Origin of the sequence: Dickeya oryzae, assembly GCF_009372235.1 — a bacterium.
Lineage (GTDB): Bacteria > Pseudomonadota > Gammaproteobacteria > Enterobacterales > Enterobacteriaceae > Dickeya > Dickeya oryzae.
The window spans coordinates 36,939-54,231 of the sequence record NZ_ML762924.1 but is presented as its reverse complement, the minus strand read 5'-3'; the positions used below and the strand labels follow the sequence as shown (position 1 = coordinate 54,231).

Sequence of the window (17,293 nt, the reverse complement as noted above, 5' to 3'; positions counted from 1 at the left end):
ATATCAGTAAGACATCAGGACTCGTCGTCCAGACGCGAGGCTTGTCGGCTGCACACCAGCCATACACCGACAATAATTAGCGCAATAGCCAGCAGCTTGCCGGTACTAAACGTATCAGGGAAGATAGGCATCGCCACCGCCAGTCCCCATACCAGCACATAGCTAAGGCTCAGCAGTGGGTAAGCCCGGCTTAGCGGCAAAAAACGCAGGGCGTTAAACCAGCTCAGCATTGAGAATGCATACGCCGCCAACCCCAACAGCACCGCCGCCGCCGCGATCGGTAATACCATCATGGCGAACATAAACGGCAACGGTTCCGTCAATGAGGGAAGCTGAGACATTCCCCATTTCATCGACAGCTGTGCCGCACTCACCAGCAACACGCTCAACAACGCCCATCCATAGCCTTTCACGCGCTCCCTCCCATCAAGATGACACCGATAACAATCAGCGCGATGCCTGCCCATTGCCGCAGGCTGATGGCTTCCCGCCATAGCCAACGCGCGGCCAGTGCAACCAGAATGAAATTCAGGCTCAGCATCGGATACGCTACGCTCACCGCCACACGCTGCAGCACTGCCAGCCACAGCAGCATTGCCACACCCAACAACAGCAGGCTTACCCCCATCCATAACAGAATATGGGCACGACGTGAACGGCCGCCGCTCTGCCAGCTGGCGGCCTGTTTTTGGCTAAGCTGACCGGCGCAGGTCAACAAACTGACCAGCAAAATCAGCAGGTAATTGATCATTGCTGGCGATACCACAATAAGGCAATACGCCCTTTACGATCAGTGTAATCCGCGGGTGGTAATCCGGTGATCGGATCAGTTTCCGAAGAGAATAGTAGCACCAATGAGACATTACCTTCACGGCGATGCACCGCCAGCCAGTCGGCAAACTTACTGGCAGAGACCATACGATCCGTGCTGTCTGGATACGACAAACCGTATTCCAATTCACCTTGATTATCGTACATCAGAATATCGCTACGCTTTTGCTCCCAAGCGATGGCAGAAGCGATACCCACACTGTCGGCCAAAATATAACGACTCTGAGATAATTGAGGCTCCACACTACGCACAAACCACTGTGGATTTTTGGTTTCCATCACCCGTTCAGGAATCGCCATACCAACCAGCAACGCAATACCCAGCGGGCAGACCGCTGCCCAATGCCAGCGCGTTGCCGCCTGACGCGACGTCCACCAACCGATCAAGCCCCAAAACAAAAACGCCACAACCCCCAACACAACCTTGGTACTTTCCTGCGACTGATAGAGCTGGCGATGTGATAATCCCCATGGAGCCAACACCAGCCCCACGATTAACGCACACAACAAGCCAACAGCCAGATTGATCCAGCCGTTGACGGTTAGCATCTTCGGGCTCAACAACGTGGTGGCACGTCGGGCCATCAGAATCGCCAGTGGCGCGAAACAAGGCAGAATGTAAGTTGGCAGTTTTCCTTTTGCGATACTGAAAAACAGGAATGGCATCACCGCCCAACCTAACAGGTAAAACGCACCATTCTGCTGACGCCGCTCACGCCAACCCTGTAGCAATGACGACGGCAACAAAGCCAGCCACGGTAATACCCCCGCAACCAACACCGGCAGGTAGTACCAGAACGGCGCTTTATGCTGAGCATTCTTAGAGTCGGCGAAACGCTGGATGTGCTCAATCCAGAAGAAGTAATGCCAGAAATCCGGCTCCTGGCGCGCTATCGCCAGCGCCCAGGGTAGCGACACCACTACCGCACTGATAATCGCCAGCGGGCCATACAGCAGCACCTCTTTCCAGCGCCGCTCCAGCGTCACCCACGGCAGCACGGCAATCACCGGCACCGCCAACGCCAGAAAGCCCTTGGTCATGAAGCCCATGCCGCACACTACGCCCAGTAGCAAGTAGCCACCGATTTTACTGCCGCGAGTAGTGGCCTGCGCGGCTCCCCAGAAACTGCACATCGCCGCCGCCAGCCACAGGGTGACGATGGGGTCTAGCACCGCATAGGTACCGATGCCATACACCAAAAAACAGCTCAGGTAGATAGCCATCGCCAGCAGCGAGGTACGCCGCTGCTGCCACAACCGCTGCGTCAGCCAGTAAATCAGTCCTGCCGTCAGCAAGATGGAAAACACCGAACCGGCGCGCACACCGGCGTTATTGTCTCCCAGCAGCCACTGGCCGATGTTATTCACCCAGTAACCGGCGATCGGTTTTTCAAAATAGCGAATCCCCAGAAAATGAGGCGCAATCCAGTTGCCGCCCGCCAGCATTTCCCGGCTGATCTCCGCATAACGGGTTTCATCCGGTTGCCATAACAGACGGCCATTGAGGGGAATAAAGTAGTAGAGCAGTAACAACGCCAGCCATAGCGTTGTTTGACGTGCGTATTTCATCAGGCCGCCTCCACGGTCTGCTGACATCCCAACCAGCCATCGCGTCCGGCGAGAGAACCCCGCACCACGCGTCCGACCGGCAACGTAGCGGTATCATCCGGTAGCAATTCACTGAGCGGACAAAAGCGAATACCTTCCTGCTCAGCCAGCGCCAGCAACTCACTGAACTGATCGCTCATCACAATACCTTCCACTTCGGCATGGATGGTATAGACCGGTGTACCCTGATCCTGATGGATTTTATCCAGAATATAGCGATTGAAATCGGCGGTGTTGGTTTCCCGGCCAACCGCTTCATCCCAGGTGGGCAACGTGACCGGAATCTGTACCGTACCGGTGCTGCCGTCGTTAAGTAACGGGCGAAACGGTGCCGTGCCGCGACAATCGCTGTTGTAGCGAAAGCCAAACCGCTGTTTGGCTTCGACGGCGGTTTGATCCGCGCGCCAGCCTGCCACCGCGGAGCAAATGACCGGTTCGCCGGTAATCGACTGCAACGCGTCGTAGGCAAGCTTGATCTGTTGTTCCATTTTGGCCTGATCCCACACCCCGGCCCAGGTTTGCCAGGCGAAGTGATCCCAGGCGTGCAACCCAACTTCATGTTGCCGGGACGCGGCAACAATCGGGTCCGGCAGACCACGACCGATCACCCGGCCCGGCCAGGCGGTGCCCGCCAACAGGATATCCCAGCCATACAGCGATGCTGCGCGCGAGCGCAGCATCTTCCACAAAAATACCGGGCGGATCAGGCGCCAGAGATGGCGCCCCATGTTGTCGGGACCGACACTGAAGAAAAAGCTGGCCCGAACGCCATAGACGTCCAGCAACTCCAGCAAGCGGGGGACTCCCACCCGCGTGCCGCGCCAGGTATCAACGTCGATCCGTAACCCTACTTTTCTCATTCGCCGTCCTGACTGAATTGACCGGTTTCAACAGTCTGAAGGAAGAAGTCCAGCGTTTCAGCCACGGTTTTTTCCATCTCGATGGTCGGCTGCCAATGCAACAGGCGCTTGGCGTTGCGGATGCTGGGCTTACGATGCTCCACATCCTGATAGCCTTTACCGTAGTAGCTGCTGCTTTCTACTTCGCGGAAACCGGCGAACGGCGGGAACTGGTTACGCAGCGGATGCTTCTCGAAGCTCTCCAGCAGCATTTCCGCCAGTTGGCGAATGCTCGCTTCGTTTTCCGGGTTACCGATATTGATGATCTGACCATCACACACGCCGTCTTTGTTCTCAATGATGCGGAACAGCGCTTCGATACCGTCTTTGATGTCGGTAAAGCAGCGTTTCTGACGACCACCATCAACCAGTTTGATAGGCGAGCCTTCCACCAGGTTCAGGATCAACTGGGTGATAGCACGGGAACTGCCGATACGCGCGGCATTCAGGTTATCCAGACGCGGCCCCATCCAGTTAAACGGACGGAACAGGGTGAAACGCAGCCCTTCTTTTTCGCCGTAAGCCCAGATAACGCGGTCCAACAGCTGTTTAGATACAGAGTAAATCCAACGCTGTTTGTTGATAGGCCCGACAATCAGGTTAGAGTTATCTTCGTCGAATACCGGGTCGGTACACATGCCGTACACTTCAGAAGTGGACGGGAAAATGATGCGTTTTTTGTACTTCACGCAGTCACGAATGGTTTTCAGGTTTTCTTCGAAATCCAGCTCGAACACACGCAGCGGGTTGCGGGTATATTCGATCGGCGTGGCAATCGCCACCAGTGGCAGCACCACGTCGCATTTCTTGATGTGGTATTCGATCCACTCAGAGTGGATGCTGATGTCCCCTTCCACGAAGTGGAAGTGCGGGTTGTCGAGGAAACGTTCGATAGCATCGGAGCTGATGTCCAGACCGAACACTTCGTAGTTATCTTCCTGCAACAGACGCTCGGTCAGGTGGTTACCGATAAAGCCATTCACCCCGAGGATCAGCACACGGGTACGACGCTTCACACTCACCACCGGCGAGTTGTTGAGGATAGCGCCGCTCACCAGACCCAGGCCTTGGGCCAGTTGCGCGCCTTGCAGATAAATACCGTTATCCCCCTGACCGGTAACGATCTCCAGTGCGTCGTTACCGCAAGCAACCACCAGCGGTGACGTGCTCAGCACGGTGCCCGGTTTGGCAGCAGCAAAGTCAGTACGCACTTTCGCCTGCCAGATAATGAACTTGGTAGTACCGACAAAGCTAAATGCACCTGGCCACGGCTCGGTCACCGCACGTACCAGGTTGTACAGCGCACGTGCCGGTTTCTGCCATTCAATGCGGCCATCTTCTGGAGTACGACGGCCCACATAGGTAGCCTGGCTTTCGTCCTGCGGAATATCATTCGCTTTACCTGCCGCGATAGCCGGCAGGCTATCTTTCAGCAACTGGCTGGCGACGTCACGCAGCTTATGATGCAGACTCAGCGCGGTATCGCTCTCGTCGATAGCAACACGCTGTTGTGCCACGATATTACCGGCATCGGCACGCGCAACCATACGGTGCAGGGTGACGCCAGTTTCAGTTTCGCCGTTAACCAGCGCCCAGTTCAGCGGTGCCCGGCCACGATAACGCGGCAGCAGCGAACCATGCAGGTTGTACGCGCCATGGGCTGCGCTTTGCAAAATCGCGTCGCTCAGCAGGTGGCGATAGTAGAAGGAGAAAATCACGTCCGGCGACATCGCGGCGATGCGCTCCACCCACAGCGGGTGGTTGACGTCTTCCGGCGCGAATACCGGGATACCCAGTTCCGCTGCGGTACGGGCTACCGATCCAAAAAACTGATTTTCCGCGGGATTATCCGCATGGGTAAATACCGCTTCTACGGTATAGCCCGCAGCCACCAACGCGCGGAGTCCCACGCAGCCAAAATCATGATAGGCAAAAACAACTGCTTTCATTCTTCATTGTCCTGTTCAGAAAATCGTGGATCATTGCCAACAATACGTTGAATAAAATAGCGGGGGCGCGCGCGAACATCGTTGTAGATTCGTCCGATATATTCCCCAAGTAGCCCCATGCCGACGAACTGGGCGCCGATAAAGGAAAACAGTACGGCAAACAGTGTGAACACACCGTCTGCCGCCCAGGCTGCGCCGAAAAACAGACGCATCAGAATCAACAACAGCGCCAGCGTGAAACCGGAAATCGCAATGACACTGCCCACAACGCTCAACAAGCGCAGCGGCGTCGTTGTCAGGCAGGTCACCAGGTCGTACATCAGGTTAATCAGTTTCATGAAGCTGTATTTGGAATCACCAAACTCACGCTCAGAATGACGCACCAAAATTTCAGTCGTGCGACGGGCAAAGGTATTAGCGAGAATCGGGATAAATGTACTGCGTTCATGGCAGTGCAGCATCGCGTCGATGATATGGCGGCGATAGGCGCGTAACATACAGCCGTAGTCATTCATCACCTTGCCGGTAGTACGCTGAATCAGGTGGTTGATCATGCGGGACGCGGTTTTGCGAAACCAGCTGTCCTGACGATTCTCACGGATGGTACCCACCACGTCATACCCTTGCTCCGCCGTGCTCACCAGCCGGGGAATCTCTTCCGGCGGGTTTTGCAAGTCAGCATCCAGCGTGATGATAAGATCGCCCGATACATGGCTGAACCCCGCCATGATCGCCGAATGTTGGCCGTAGTTACGATTGAGGATCACCGCCACCACATGGCTACCCGGTGCCTGCGCGGCTTCGGTCAGCAATGCGGCTGAATTGTCGCTACTGCCGTCATCGACCAGCAGGATTTCATAATCCTGACTCAGTTGCTCACAAGCGGTGGTAGTACGACGAATCAGTTCCGGCAGGCTTTCCTGCTCGTTGAAAACCGGGATCACCACCGAGACTTTATTAATTGCTTCCATGTCTGACATCAGTGTTTCCCCGCCAGTTCAGCTAACGCCTCTACCACTCTGTCCACATCCTCGTCATGCATATCCGGGAACAGCGGCAGGGAGCAGATACGCGCTGAGTTCCAGTCGGTATTCGGCAGATGCAGGTTAGTGAAACGCTCACGGTAATATTTCTGGGTATGTGCAGCGCGGAAATGCAGGCCGGTGCCGATATTACGCTCTTTTAACGCCTGCATCAGGCCGTCGCGATCGATACCACAACGCGCTTCATCCACCCGAATAATAAACAGATGCCAGGCGTGCTGATGCGGCCATGACGGCAGCGACAGCGGCTGGAATGGCAATGACGCCAATTTTTGCAGATAGCGCTGAGCCAGCGCTTCGCGGCGGGCATTATTAGCAGCCAGTTTGTTCAGTTGTACCAGCGCAATCGCCGCACTGATATCCGGCAGATTATATTTGAAGCCCGGCGACACCACTTCCGCCTGCGGCGCACGTCCCTGCACCATGCGATCAAAGGCGTCGACCGCCAGACCGTGGAACTTGAGGCTACGAATGCGGTTGGCCAGTTCGTCGTCGTCCGTTACCACAAGGCCGCCTTCAGCGCAGGTCATATTTTTGATGGCATGGAAGGAGAAAACCGCCGTGCCTTCACCGCCGACGTGATGACCACGGTAGTAAGTACCAGCCGCATGGGCCGCATCTTCAATTACCGGAATGCCATGGCGACGACCGATGTCTCGAATCGCGTCGATATCCGCTGGCGCACCAGCATAGTGAACCGGGATAATGGCTTTGGTTCGGGGAGTAATGGCCGCTTCAATCGCTTGTGGCGTCACCATCAGATTGTCGCGATCCACATCCACCATGACCGGTTCAGCACCGAGCAGAACGATCATATTCAGGGTGGAAACCCAGGTCAGCGACGGTGTAATAACCTCATCGCCCGCGCCGATCCCCAGCGCCATCAGGGTAACATGCATGCCACCCGTCGCAGAACTCACGGAAATGGCGTGTTTCGCGCCGGTCAGTGCAGCAAACTGTTGTTCCAGTTCCTGATTTTTAGGGCCAGTGGTAATCCATCCGGAACGGAGAACCTGCTCGACTGCGGCAAGCTCTTCCTCACCTAACGCGGGGCGTGAGAAAGGTAGAAAATCAGCCATGTAAAAATTCACTCTCAGGTTAAATCGATGATTGTTGATATGGCGAGATAATATTTTAAACGTTCTGGTGACACCGCCGTCCCGCCATCAGAATCGGATCTGGGGATAACACGTCAGGGGAAACCACTCCTTTAGGTCCTTGCGCAGCATAAAAAGGCAATCAGTGACTCTCGATTGTCAATCATATCACCTACCTGACAGTTAGCAGACGAACATAACGCAGATTTCTTAGTCGAGTATTAAGACGCTTGTTTTCAGGCAATGTTCAACTAGCAAGACTAAAATCACGGTGCGAACTCAATTTGCTAGACAAATCCACTCTGTGAGAGGGTAGCAAGCTATGTTTAAACCCATCATCAATAAAAATAGAGTTCAACAATGATAACTGCCTATTATAACGCGCATATAAGCACACGAAATATAAATATTTTTCGTGATAACCATCACACAGACATCAACAACAATTTATTGCAACATTATTAACATTCATCAAAATAGAAATAAACCTTATTTATACCGATTGCTTATCTTGCTATGAAATTTACCGTACTGCACAATGAGTTGCGAAATAGTAAACAGATATAGCACGTTACTTTCACTTCAACCGCAACCACTCTCCCGCTTTTCTCTCATATCCTTTAATTATCACCAACAAAGCATAACCAGATTTTATGATATGACAACCACTCAGGAAGAAACGTCATCGCTACAGACAGGATAAACGCTACCGGTATGATGCCGACGCATCCGCTACTCGTTTTCTTCTACGCCTCTTCTGTTACTGGCAGCACTTCTGTTACTACACTGTTGCTGCAAAGCCCGCCGGTTTTACATCCTCTTATCTTGTCAGGAGACAATTCCATCGTTTTTGATAACTGCATGAAAATTTTTGGTTATTTTTACCTCACTTTATCTGTTCTATATCAAGATTTACGCCGATCCGAGCCGTTAGGATAAACGTCATTAACTGAGGGGATCGTTATTTTTTCTCCTGACGAGACAGGTACCAGGCCCCTTCCAGAATCACTTTTCCAGTGACCCGCTCAGACTGATTTCGTCTCCTTTCTTCTGCCCCGGCAGACAGTGCCGACGTCATACAGCCTGTAATCACAACAGACATCCTGCATAGATTAAGTTAGTAAATACTTACTTAATTCGATAAGGGCTCGCCTGAAAATGTGTGCGGGTCATACGCACACCCATGCTGTACATGTCGGGAGAGGATATGAATCAGTTTGTTATCGCAAATACGAAGGATTGTATTGGCTGTAATGCCTGCGAGATTGCCTGCGTGATTTCCCACAATCACGGGCGTTATCCGGAAAACAGGGAAGATTTTCGCCCCCGAATCAGGGTTTATCATCAGGGTGATCAACACACGGCGGTCACCTGCCACCATTGTGAGGACTCACCTTGTGCCAGGGTATGCCCCACACAGGCACTGGTCAGAAAACAAGACGGTATTCAACTGATCGTCGAAAAGTGCATTGGTTGCAAAACCTGTGTACTGGCGTGTCCGTTTGGTGCCATCACCATCGAAAATCAGGCGCAGGGTGCCAGCGCGCATAAATGCGATCTCTGCATCGGTCGCCCGGAAGGGCAAGCGTGTGTAGAAGCCTGTCCCACCCAAGCGCTTCATCTTGTAAGTGAACACTCACTTGAAGAGCAACGTAGGGAAAAGCAATTGCGTATGGCGCAAACCGGTATCCCCGGCTCGCCGCGAGCTATTTCCACCTTTGCCGCCACGGCGTGCCGTCCGCTGGACAACCGGAAGCACTGGCCACGCCGGGATGCCGTCAAAAAACCGCTGGAAGAACGGGTCGCCACATTTAACGAAATCTATCATGGCTTCGACGCCGAACACGCTCACGATCAAGCCAGCCGCTGCCTGCATTGTGGTCAGAGCGCCATCTGCGAATGGACCTGCCCACTGCACAATAACATCCCCGCGCTACTGCAACTGGTGCAGGAAGGACGCATTCTCGATGCCGCCGAGTTGTCACACCGTACCAGCAGCCTGCCGGAAATCTGCGGTCGGGTCTGCCCACAGGATAGGTTATGCGAAGGTGCCTGTACGCTGGGCCGGGGTTATGGTGCCGTAACTGTCGGTAATATCGAGCGCTATATCACCGATACCGCGATGAGCATGGGCTGGCAGCCAGACCTAAGCCGGGTTACCCTCACCGGCAAACGCGCGGCCATCATCGGTGCAGGACCGGCCGGACTGGCTTGCGCCGACGTACTGGCACGCCACGGCGTGCAAGCGGTGGTCTTTGACAGGCATCCTGAAATTGGCGGGTTACTGACCTTCGGTATTCCGGCTTTCAAACTGGATAAATCAGTGTTGGCACGGCGTCGGGAAATATTCAGCGCGATGGGGATCGAATTTCGCCTGAATACCGAAGTCGGCACCGATATCAGTATGACGCAGTTACTGGCGGAATTTGACACGCTGTTCCTTGGCGTCGGTACCTACCGATCCATGAAAGCAGGTCTGGAAAATGAGGATGCCCCCGGCGTCTATGATGCGCTGCCGTTCCTGATAGCCAATACCAAGCATGTGATGGAGTTACCGGCATTACCCAATGAGCCTTATGTATCAATGCAAGGTAAGCGAGTGCTGGTACTGGGCGGCGGCGACACTGCAATGGACTGCCTGCGCACGTCGATTCGTCAGGGAGCGGCCTCCGTTACCTGCGCCTATAGGCGTGATGAAGCCAACATGCCGGGCTCACGTAAAGAGGTGAAAAACGCCCGTGAAGAAGGCGTGGAATTTATCTTCAATGTTCAGCCACTCAAGATTTACCTGAACGATGATGGGGCGGTTTGCGGTGTCAGCCTGATTCGTACTGAAATGGGTGAACCGGACGCCAGCGGTCGTCGTCGGCCCAAACCCGTGCCAGGCTCTGAATTCGTGCAGCCTGCGGACGCGGTGATCACCGCATTTGGGTTCCAGACTCACAGCATGCCGTGGCTACAACATGCCCATATCTCGCTGGACCGCTGGGGCCATATCACGACGGCACCTGTTGATGACAGATACCCCTGCCAGACCAGCCATCGGCAGGTATTCGCTGGCGGTGACGCGGTGCGGGGCGCTGATTTGGTGGTCACCGCTATCGCGGATGGCCGTAAGGCTGCACAAGGTATGCTGCGAGTGATGGAGCTGGAGAGTCAGGACATGTCGCTGCCGGTCAGTACGATGGCGCAACAGGAGAATCGGTTATGAATCAGTTTGTGATCGCAGACGCCGCCAAATGTATTGGTTGTCGTACCTGCGAGATTGCCTGTGCTGTCGCCCACGCTGGTGGCAACCAACAAAAATTGAATAAATCGCATTTTTTTCCGCGCCTTAAAGTAATAAAAAATGCTAACGTGAGCATACCAGTACTGTGCCATCAGTGTGAAAACGCCCCTTGCGCCAGCGTTTGTCCGCACGATGCGCTGGTGCGGCATCAAGACAGTATTCAGGTAATTTCATCGCGGTGTATTGGCTGTAAAAGTTGCGTAATCGCCTGTCCGTTCGGCGCCATTGATGTGGTGACGCCCGCATTCGACGGCGAGACATCTGCCCCCTCACTATCAGGCAGTGAAGTTCATAAATGCGACCTGTGTATCGGCGTTGCCGATATCCCGTCCTGTGTTCGTGTGTGCCCAACATCGGCATTAACGCTGGTAACACCGCAGGCACTGGCCGAGCGGGTTTATGAAAAGCAGCAATGCTCTGCATGGAATCACGCAGATATCCGTCTGTGCTGATGTCTTTCTTGCTTGCCCGTGATGCCAGGATGCGTTCACGGGCATGCCGCACTGTGTTGACATGATGAAATGTCAGTCCGATTTTGTTTCAAGCAAAAATAAATCAATTTTAATAAAAAGTGTTTTTTGACGTATTCTGCTCAAACAAGGATAATTATCGTCGATTTCTCCGTCAGTTTCTCTTTGGTACGGATATTTGTCTGACTATTTATGTCGGAAATAAACTTCAGTGAGCAATTATTCTGCTAAAAATTATCAGGTTTTTTTCGTTGGCATCATGGAGTGAATATGACCTGTCATTTCGTCAGGTGGGCAAGCACGGAAGCGTTACCCGATCTGCAACGGTTATCGGATGACCTGATTTCATCCACGCACAGCCTTTCAGTGAAACGCCGCGAGCGTTATCTGAAAAGCCGCGCGCTGTTGGCAGAAATGATGTTTTATTTTTTCGGTTATCCAATACTTCCACCGTTAATGGTCTCGCCTAATGGCAGACCCTGTTTTGTCGATCCGCATCTCCCCGACTTCAGCCTTGGTTACGCAGGAAATACCATCGCAATCCTGCTGAGCGAAGAAGGTAAAGTGGGAATGGATGTGGAAATTGTCCGCGTCTGGAGTCGTGAAACGCCCCCCCACCTGCAAACACAGACCCACGCAGAAAAAGCCTGGATTGACGCTCAGATAGATCCGCTGGAAGCGGCTACCCAACTGTGCACCATCCGTCAGTCGGTACTGAAAATTCCCGGCTTCAACATCGGAGGGCCAGAATCGCTCAAATTGCACCCCGCCTCAGGTCGCCTGCGTTCCCGGCATATTCCGGATGTGGAAGTGATAAGCGACATCGATGATTACCTGGCCTGGGCTTGTGCCCATACCCCGCGTCTTGATCGGTTGGTGATGTGGAATTACACCTCGGCTTACGGCATGCGCAAATCCGGTGAAATCATCCAGCAACAGCGTCAGTCGCGGCGTTATATCAAACTCAGCAGCCACGCGACGGAAAACGCGTCTGCGCAGTATGTGATGTGACAGGCAAGGCAAGCGCAGGAAAACATGCCAGCAATGACATCATCAATAGCGAGCCGGGTTACCCCGGCTCACCGATGATTAGTGGGCGTCGATAAACACGATCTTCAGCAGGAACAACACCGCAACCACAATCACACACGGGCTGATGTCGCGCCAGCGACCCGTTGCCGCTTTCATCACCGCGTAGGAAATAAAGCCCAACGCGATACCTTCTGTGATCGAGAAGGAGAACGGCATCATCACGGCAGTCACAAACGCCGGTACGGCTTCGGTCAAATCGTCCCAGTTGACGCGGGCCAGACTGGACGTCATCAGCACACCAACATAAATCAGCGCACCCGCGGCTGCATAGGCCGGTACCATCCCTGCCAGCGGCGACAGGAACATCACCAACAGGAACAATATCCCCACCACGATGGCCGTCAGGCCGGTACGGCCACCGATGGAAACACCGGAAGAGCTTTCGATATAGGCAGTCACGGACGACGTACCGATAAATGACCCTACCACCGAACTGATACTGTCGACATACAGCGCCTGTTTCATCTGCGGGAATTTACCGCGAGCATCCACCAGGCCTGCTTTATCAGTCACGCCAATCAGCGTGCCGGAAGAGTCAAACAGGTTCACCAGCATGAAAGAGAAAATCACCCCGGACAGACCGATATTCAACGACCCGGCCAAATCAACCTGCCCGACGACATTGCTGACGCTCGGCGGCATGGAAAATACGCCGGTAAATTTCACATCCCCCAACAGCGCGCCCAGCAGCGTGGTGACCGCGATGGAGATCAACACCGCCGCATGAATATTGCGCGATGCCAGCACCACGATAATGAAAAAGCCCAGCACACCCAACAGCACACTATGCGAGGTCAGCTTGCCAACCGACACCAGCGTTTCCGGGTTCGGCACGATAATCCCGGCGTTTTTCAGGCCAATCATGGCGATAAACAGACCAATACCGCTGGCGATACCCAAGCGCAAACTGAGCGGAATATTGGCGATCATCCAATAGCGAACCTGGAATACCGTCAGCAACAGGAACCCTACCGAACCCCAGAAGATAGCCCCCATCGCAACCTGCCACGGCAGGCCCATGGTGCCGACCACCACGAACGCGAAAAAGGCGTTCAGGCCCATGGCAGGTGCCAGTGCAACCGGCAGATTAGCCAGCAACCCCATGAAAATACTACCAAAAGCAGCGATAAGACAGGTGGTAACAAACACCGCTTTGGTGTCCATTCCGGCCGCGCCCAGAATCTGCGGGTTAACGAAAACGATATACACCATCGTCAGGAAAGTCGTGAACCCGGCAATGGTTTCAGTACGAACGGTGGTGCCGTGTTGCTTCAATTTGAACACGCGCTCCAGCAGCCCTTGCTCAGCAACGGAACCAGACTGAGATTTATCCATGATAAATGACCCAAAGAGAAGAAAGGAAAGATAATCGCCCGGTATCCTATACCAAAATACGGAGCAGTTAACGCACCCGTCGGCTTTTTTTTCCCAGCGATAACTATTTTCTATATCTCCTGCCTGTTCGCTGCGTTTTCCCCTTACTTCCTGACGGGAAAACGTTTGTCCGCTACAGAAGTCACACCCCGTAACCGGCTTATTTTCGCAACCATCGCATTCTCCAGTCAGTCAGGTAAAGTGGGGGTTTTGGTCCCCTGATAAGGAACACCCATGTCCCAGATTGAATGCGTATTTTTCGACTGTGACGGTACGTTGGTCGACAGCGAAGTCATCTGCTGCCAGGCCTACGTCAATATCTTTATTCCCCACGGCGTACAGCTACCGCTGGATGAGGTCATCAAAACCTTTAAGGGAATGAAGCTCTACGACATTATCGACTGCATCAGTGAACGTTTTGGTCTGACGGTTTGTGTGCAAGACATGGAGCGTCATTTCCGTCAGGAGGTCGCTCGGCTTTTCGATCTTTCACTACAACCGATCCCTGGCGTGAAAGAGGTACTGACAGCACTTCGGACACCGAAAGCGGTCGTCTCCAATGGTCCGGTCAGCAAAATGCAGCATTCACTCGGGTTAACCGGCTTGTTGCCGTTTTTCGGCGAGCATCTGTACAGTGGCTACGACATCGGGAAATGGAAGCCGGACCCGGCGTTATTGCATCACGCCGCACAACAGATGGGGGTAACGGTGGAAAACTGCATTCTGGTGGAGGATTCCGTCTCCGGCACACAGGCTGGCATCGCCGCCGGGATACCGGTGTTCTACTACTGTGCTGACGAGCATAACGCGCCTATCCATCACCCGTTGGTGACGATGTTTCACGACATGGCACAGCTACCCACGCTGTGGCAGGACAAGGGATGGTCGTTGACGACAGCCCCCTGACGCTACCACAAGCCTGCCCTGCCTGATGCGTCAGGCCACTTCACGCAATGGGGATTCGGGTACGCCAGTTGCCCGCCGTCGCCACACTCGCCAGCGACGGGCAGGTTTCGGCCCGGCGTGAAAACGCCGACTGACCCCCTGCGCCAGCAGATCCAATGACAGACAAAAAATAAAATAGACCAGCGCGATAAACAGAAACACTTCTGTCGGATAAACCATACTGCGGTTATTCACCTGCGTTGCCAGAAACGTCAGCTCACCGACACCGACAATGTAAGCCAGCGATGTGTCTTTAATCAGGGAAATCCACTGATTGATGAACGATGGCACCATCATGCGCAGTGCCTGCGGCAATACGATATGCCACAGTGTTTGCCAACGCCCTAACCCGAGCGACATCCCGGCCTGCCATTGACCCAGGCCTATCGCCATGATGCCCGCTTTCACGCCATGTGCCAGATAAGCCGACGCGATCAGCGCCAGTGCACATACCACCGTCGTGATTTCGGGGATATCGACGCTAAACACGATAGGTAGCAGAAAGTAAGTCCAAAAGATCAGCATGATCACCGGAATTGCCCGGAAAAACCCCAACACCACAGCCAATAGCCCGCCAGCCCAGCCGCGCAACATCGCCAGCGCGACCCCCAGCACCGTCCCCAGTATTGCCGAGGTCAGTCCGGCCATCAGGCTAAGCACCAACGTTAATGCTGCTCCTCCCAACGGGCCATCAGGATAGGTGCCCCACATCAGGTAACTAAAATTGTCGCGAATGATTGAAAAATCCATCTCAATGCCCCCTGACTGGCTGCCGATGTTGACGCCACTGTCCCCAACCTTCCATCAGGGCAATCACCGCGATATACAGCACCGTGGCAACGCCAAACGCCTGAAAGGTGCGCAGCGTTTCCGTTTCCACCTGCCGGGAGGCGTAGGACAGCTCGGCCACACCGATAGCCATCGCCAGCGATGAGTTTTTGACAACGTTCATATACTGACCGAGTAACGGTGGCAGAGCGATACGCAGCGCCTGTGGCAACACCACATAACGCATCGCCTGCCAGCCAGTTAGCCCTAACGCGCAGGCGGCATACTTCTGGCCGCGCGCCACACCGGCGATACCGGCACGTACCTCTTCAGCGATAAACGCCGCAGAATACAGCGTCAGGCCAAACAACCCGGCCAGGAACTCAAACGACGGCATGTTCAGCCCCACCAGCGGAATCACATGCTGGCGGTTAAGCCATTGCATTACGCCCTCTGGCAGCAACTGGGCCGCACCGAAATACCAGAAAAACAATTGCACCAGCAGCGGGGTATTACGAAACAACGCGCAATACGCTATCACCGGCCAGCGTAGCCACCGCGTACGGCTGTCACGCCCGGCGGCCAGTATCAGCCCTGACAGCGTTGCCAGCACCACAGTCGCCGCCGCAATACCCAGCGTGACCTGAAACCCCTGCCACAGCCATTGCAGATACTGAGGTGCCAGCAGCGTGTCAGCCAGCCATTGTTGGAAAGATTGAGCAGTTATCATCAGCAAGAAGGCCTCTGGGAGAAAACCAGAGGCGAGCCATTTTCAGGTAAGAAATCCGTAACATCACCACCGGGCAGCGAAGGCTGTCACCACGCACTGAATGTCGCAACAAACTGGATATCGCAACAAACTTAAGCCTTGGGCTGTTGTTCCAGCGGTGCAATCTTGAAGTCACCACGCGGCTGGGCAGACGGTGTTTGCGGCCCAAACCAACGGTTATAAATCTTCACAGCGTCGCCCTGTTTTTCCAGATTCAGCAGGATATCGTTAACTTTCTGCGTCAGACGATCTTCTCCCTTCGGCAGGCCGATACCTTGATACTCTTTGGTGATGCTAAACGGAGAAATTTCAAAGTCGGCTTTCTGCGCCGGTGCCAGGTTGCCCAGCAGACCAACCAGTTTGGCGTCATCCTGCGTGATAGCCTGCACGTTGCCGTTACGCAGGGCGGCGAATGCCAGCGGGGTATCGTCGTAAGAAATCACTTTCGCGGTCGGGTAATGTTCACGCAGGGTGATTTCCTGAACGGTACCTTTATCCGCGCCAATGCGCAGGTTTTTAAGGTCATCCGGCGTTTTCAGCACGCCTTTGCGGGCGATGAATTTCTGCCCGGTCGCAAAGTAGGGCACACTGAAATTGACTTGTTTAGCGCGCTCATCGGTGATGGTGAAGTTGGCGGCAATCAGGTCGACTTTTTTCGAGGTCAGCAACGGAATACGGTTAGCCGGGTTGGTGGCACGCAATTCCACCTTGACGCCGAGCGCGTTACCGATGGCTTGTGCGACGTCGACATCGTAACCCACCAGTTTTTTGCTCTGTGGATCGACATAACCAAACGGTGGATTGCTGTCGAATACCGCGACTTTCACGACACCGGCTTTCTGGATGTCATCCAGCTTGTCAGCCTGCGCGTTACCCGCCAGAGAAACCAAACCCGCCAGAAGAGAAAATGCCAAAAGAGATTTTTTCATTTTTTTATCCGCCTGTAGCCGTTATTTATAAAGAATGATGAGTGGATAACCACTTGTTAATTCAATAAATGCAGGCTAACAGCGGCTACAGCGCGCCGGAAATAATATAAACACCCATAATATGAACTTATGTTATATCCGCTCAGTGGCAACCCCCGCTGACAGCAACGGCGACACCACGTTATTTATGACAACGCCCCGAAAACGGGGCGTTGTGTCTACATCGGGAA

Annotated in this window: 16 protein-coding genes; 4 read left to right on the top strand and 12 right to left on the bottom strand. The window is 54.0% G+C overall.

The window, feature by feature from the left end:
- Positions 1-14: 14 nt before the first annotated feature.
- From arnF to FAZ14_RS20380, 8 genes are all read right to left on the bottom strand, one after another.
- Positions 15-413 (bottom strand): 4-amino-4-deoxy-L-arabinose-phosphoundecaprenol flippase subunit ArnF, encoded by a 399-nt coding sequence (gene arnF / locus FAZ14_RS10235; RefSeq protein WP_038906139.1) that lies wholly within the window; start codon positions 411-413, stop codon positions 15-17.
- On the bottom strand, positions 410-751 hold the full coding sequence (gene arnE / locus FAZ14_RS10230; protein WP_019844254.1) for a 4-amino-4-deoxy-L-arabinose-phosphoundecaprenol flippase subunit ArnE: 342 nt from the start codon (positions 749-751) through the stop codon (positions 410-412). Before arnE ends, arnF begins: the two co-directional genes overlap by 4 nt.
- A complete protein-coding gene (arnT, locus tag FAZ14_RS10225; protein ID WP_016941630.1) occupies positions 748-2,400 on the bottom strand; it encodes a lipid IV(A) 4-amino-4-deoxy-L-arabinosyltransferase in 1,653 nt (550 codons plus the stop codon). The genes arnE and arnT overlap by 4 nt, the downstream gene beginning before the upstream one ends.
- The gene (gene arnD, locus FAZ14_RS10220; RefSeq protein WP_016941631.1) at positions 2,400-3,299 is read right to left on the bottom strand and encodes a 4-deoxy-4-formamido-L-arabinose-phosphoundecaprenol deformylase; all 900 of its coding nucleotides are present in this window, start codon (positions 3,297-3,299) and stop codon (positions 2,400-2,402) included. The genes arnT and arnD overlap by 1 nt, the downstream gene beginning before the upstream one ends.
- The gene (arnA, locus tag FAZ14_RS10215; RefSeq protein ID WP_016941632.1) at positions 3,296-5,287 is read right to left on the bottom strand and encodes a bifunctional UDP-4-amino-4-deoxy-L-arabinose formyltransferase/UDP-glucuronic acid oxidase ArnA; all 1,992 of its coding nucleotides are present in this window, start codon (positions 5,285-5,287) and stop codon (positions 3,296-3,298) included. Before arnA ends, arnD begins: the two co-directional genes overlap by 4 nt.
- Positions 5,284-6,267 carry an undecaprenyl-phosphate 4-deoxy-4-formamido-L-arabinose transferase gene (gene arnC, locus FAZ14_RS10210; RefSeq protein WP_153508481.1) on the bottom strand — a complete coding sequence of 328 codons (984 nt, stop codon included), beginning with the start codon at positions 6,265-6,267 and terminating at the stop codon, positions 5,284-5,286. Before arnC ends, arnA begins: the two co-directional genes overlap by 4 nt.
- Complete coding sequence (arnB, locus tag FAZ14_RS10205) at positions 6,267-7,409, bottom strand: UDP-4-amino-4-deoxy-L-arabinose aminotransferase (protein WP_029456372.1); 1,143 nt, start codon at positions 7,407-7,409, stop codon at positions 6,267-6,269. Before arnB ends, arnC begins: the two co-directional genes overlap by 1 nt.
- 979 nt (positions 7,410-8,388) lie before the next feature.
- Positions 8,389-8,520: a hypothetical protein gene (locus FAZ14_RS20380; protein ID WP_268906960.1), complete on the bottom strand. Its 132-nt coding sequence runs from the start codon at positions 8,518-8,520 to the stop codon at positions 8,389-8,391.
- Positions 8,521-8,634: 114 nt separating this feature from the next.
- Here FAZ14_RS20380 and aegA point away from each other — a divergent pair, with 114 nt between their 5' ends.
- The 3 genes from aegA to FAZ14_RS10190 all read left to right on the top strand — a co-directional run bounded on the left by aegA (position 8,635) and on the right by FAZ14_RS10190 (position 12,197).
- Positions 8,635-10,638: a formate-dependent uric acid utilization protein AegA gene (gene aegA / locus FAZ14_RS10200; RefSeq protein ID WP_016941635.1), complete on the top strand. Its 2,004-nt coding sequence runs from the start codon at positions 8,635-8,637 to the stop codon at positions 10,636-10,638.
- On the top strand, positions 10,635-11,168 hold the full coding sequence (locus tag FAZ14_RS10195; RefSeq protein ID WP_016941636.1) for a 4Fe-4S dicluster domain-containing protein: 534 nt from the start codon (positions 10,635-10,637) through the stop codon (positions 11,166-11,168). Before aegA ends, FAZ14_RS10195 begins: the two co-directional genes overlap by 4 nt.
- Before the next feature lie 288 nt (positions 11,169-11,456).
- Positions 11,457-12,197, top strand: coding sequence for a 4'-phosphopantetheinyl transferase family protein (locus FAZ14_RS10190; protein WP_016941637.1), 741 nt, complete (start codon positions 11,457-11,459; stop codon positions 12,195-12,197).
- A 78-nt stretch (positions 12,198-12,275) separates the two neighbouring features.
- On the opposite strand, the gene FAZ14_RS10185 is transcribed toward FAZ14_RS10190, so the two are convergent.
- On the bottom strand, positions 12,276-13,613 hold the full coding sequence (locus FAZ14_RS10185) for an NCS2 family permease (RefSeq protein WP_038926759.1): 1,338 nt from the start codon (positions 13,611-13,613) through the stop codon (positions 12,276-12,278).
- A 273-nt stretch (positions 13,614-13,886) separates the two neighbouring features.
- Between FAZ14_RS10185 and yieH the strand changes: the two genes are divergently transcribed.
- Positions 13,887-14,558, top strand: coding sequence for a 6-phosphogluconate phosphatase (gene yieH, locus FAZ14_RS10180; RefSeq protein WP_016941639.1), 672 nt, complete (start codon positions 13,887-13,889; stop codon positions 14,556-14,558).
- Positions 14,559-14,588: 30 nt separating this feature from the next.
- On the opposite strand, the gene FAZ14_RS10175 is transcribed toward yieH, so the two are convergent.
- From FAZ14_RS10175 to FAZ14_RS10165, 3 genes are all read right to left on the bottom strand, one after another.
- A complete protein-coding gene (locus FAZ14_RS10175; RefSeq protein ID WP_016941640.1) occupies positions 14,589-15,347 on the bottom strand; it encodes an amino acid ABC transporter permease in 759 nt (252 codons plus the stop codon).
- A 1-nt stretch (position 15,348) separates the two neighbouring features.
- Positions 15,349-16,095, bottom strand: a complete 747-nt coding sequence (locus FAZ14_RS10170; RefSeq protein ID WP_016941641.1) for an amino acid ABC transporter permease — start codon at positions 16,093-16,095, stop codon at positions 15,349-15,351.
- Between the two features lie 131 nt (positions 16,096-16,226).
- Complete coding sequence (locus FAZ14_RS10165) at positions 16,227-17,063, bottom strand: ABC transporter substrate-binding protein (RefSeq protein WP_016941642.1); 837 nt, start codon at positions 17,061-17,063, stop codon at positions 16,227-16,229.
- Between the last annotated feature and the right edge of the window lie 230 nt (positions 17,064-17,293).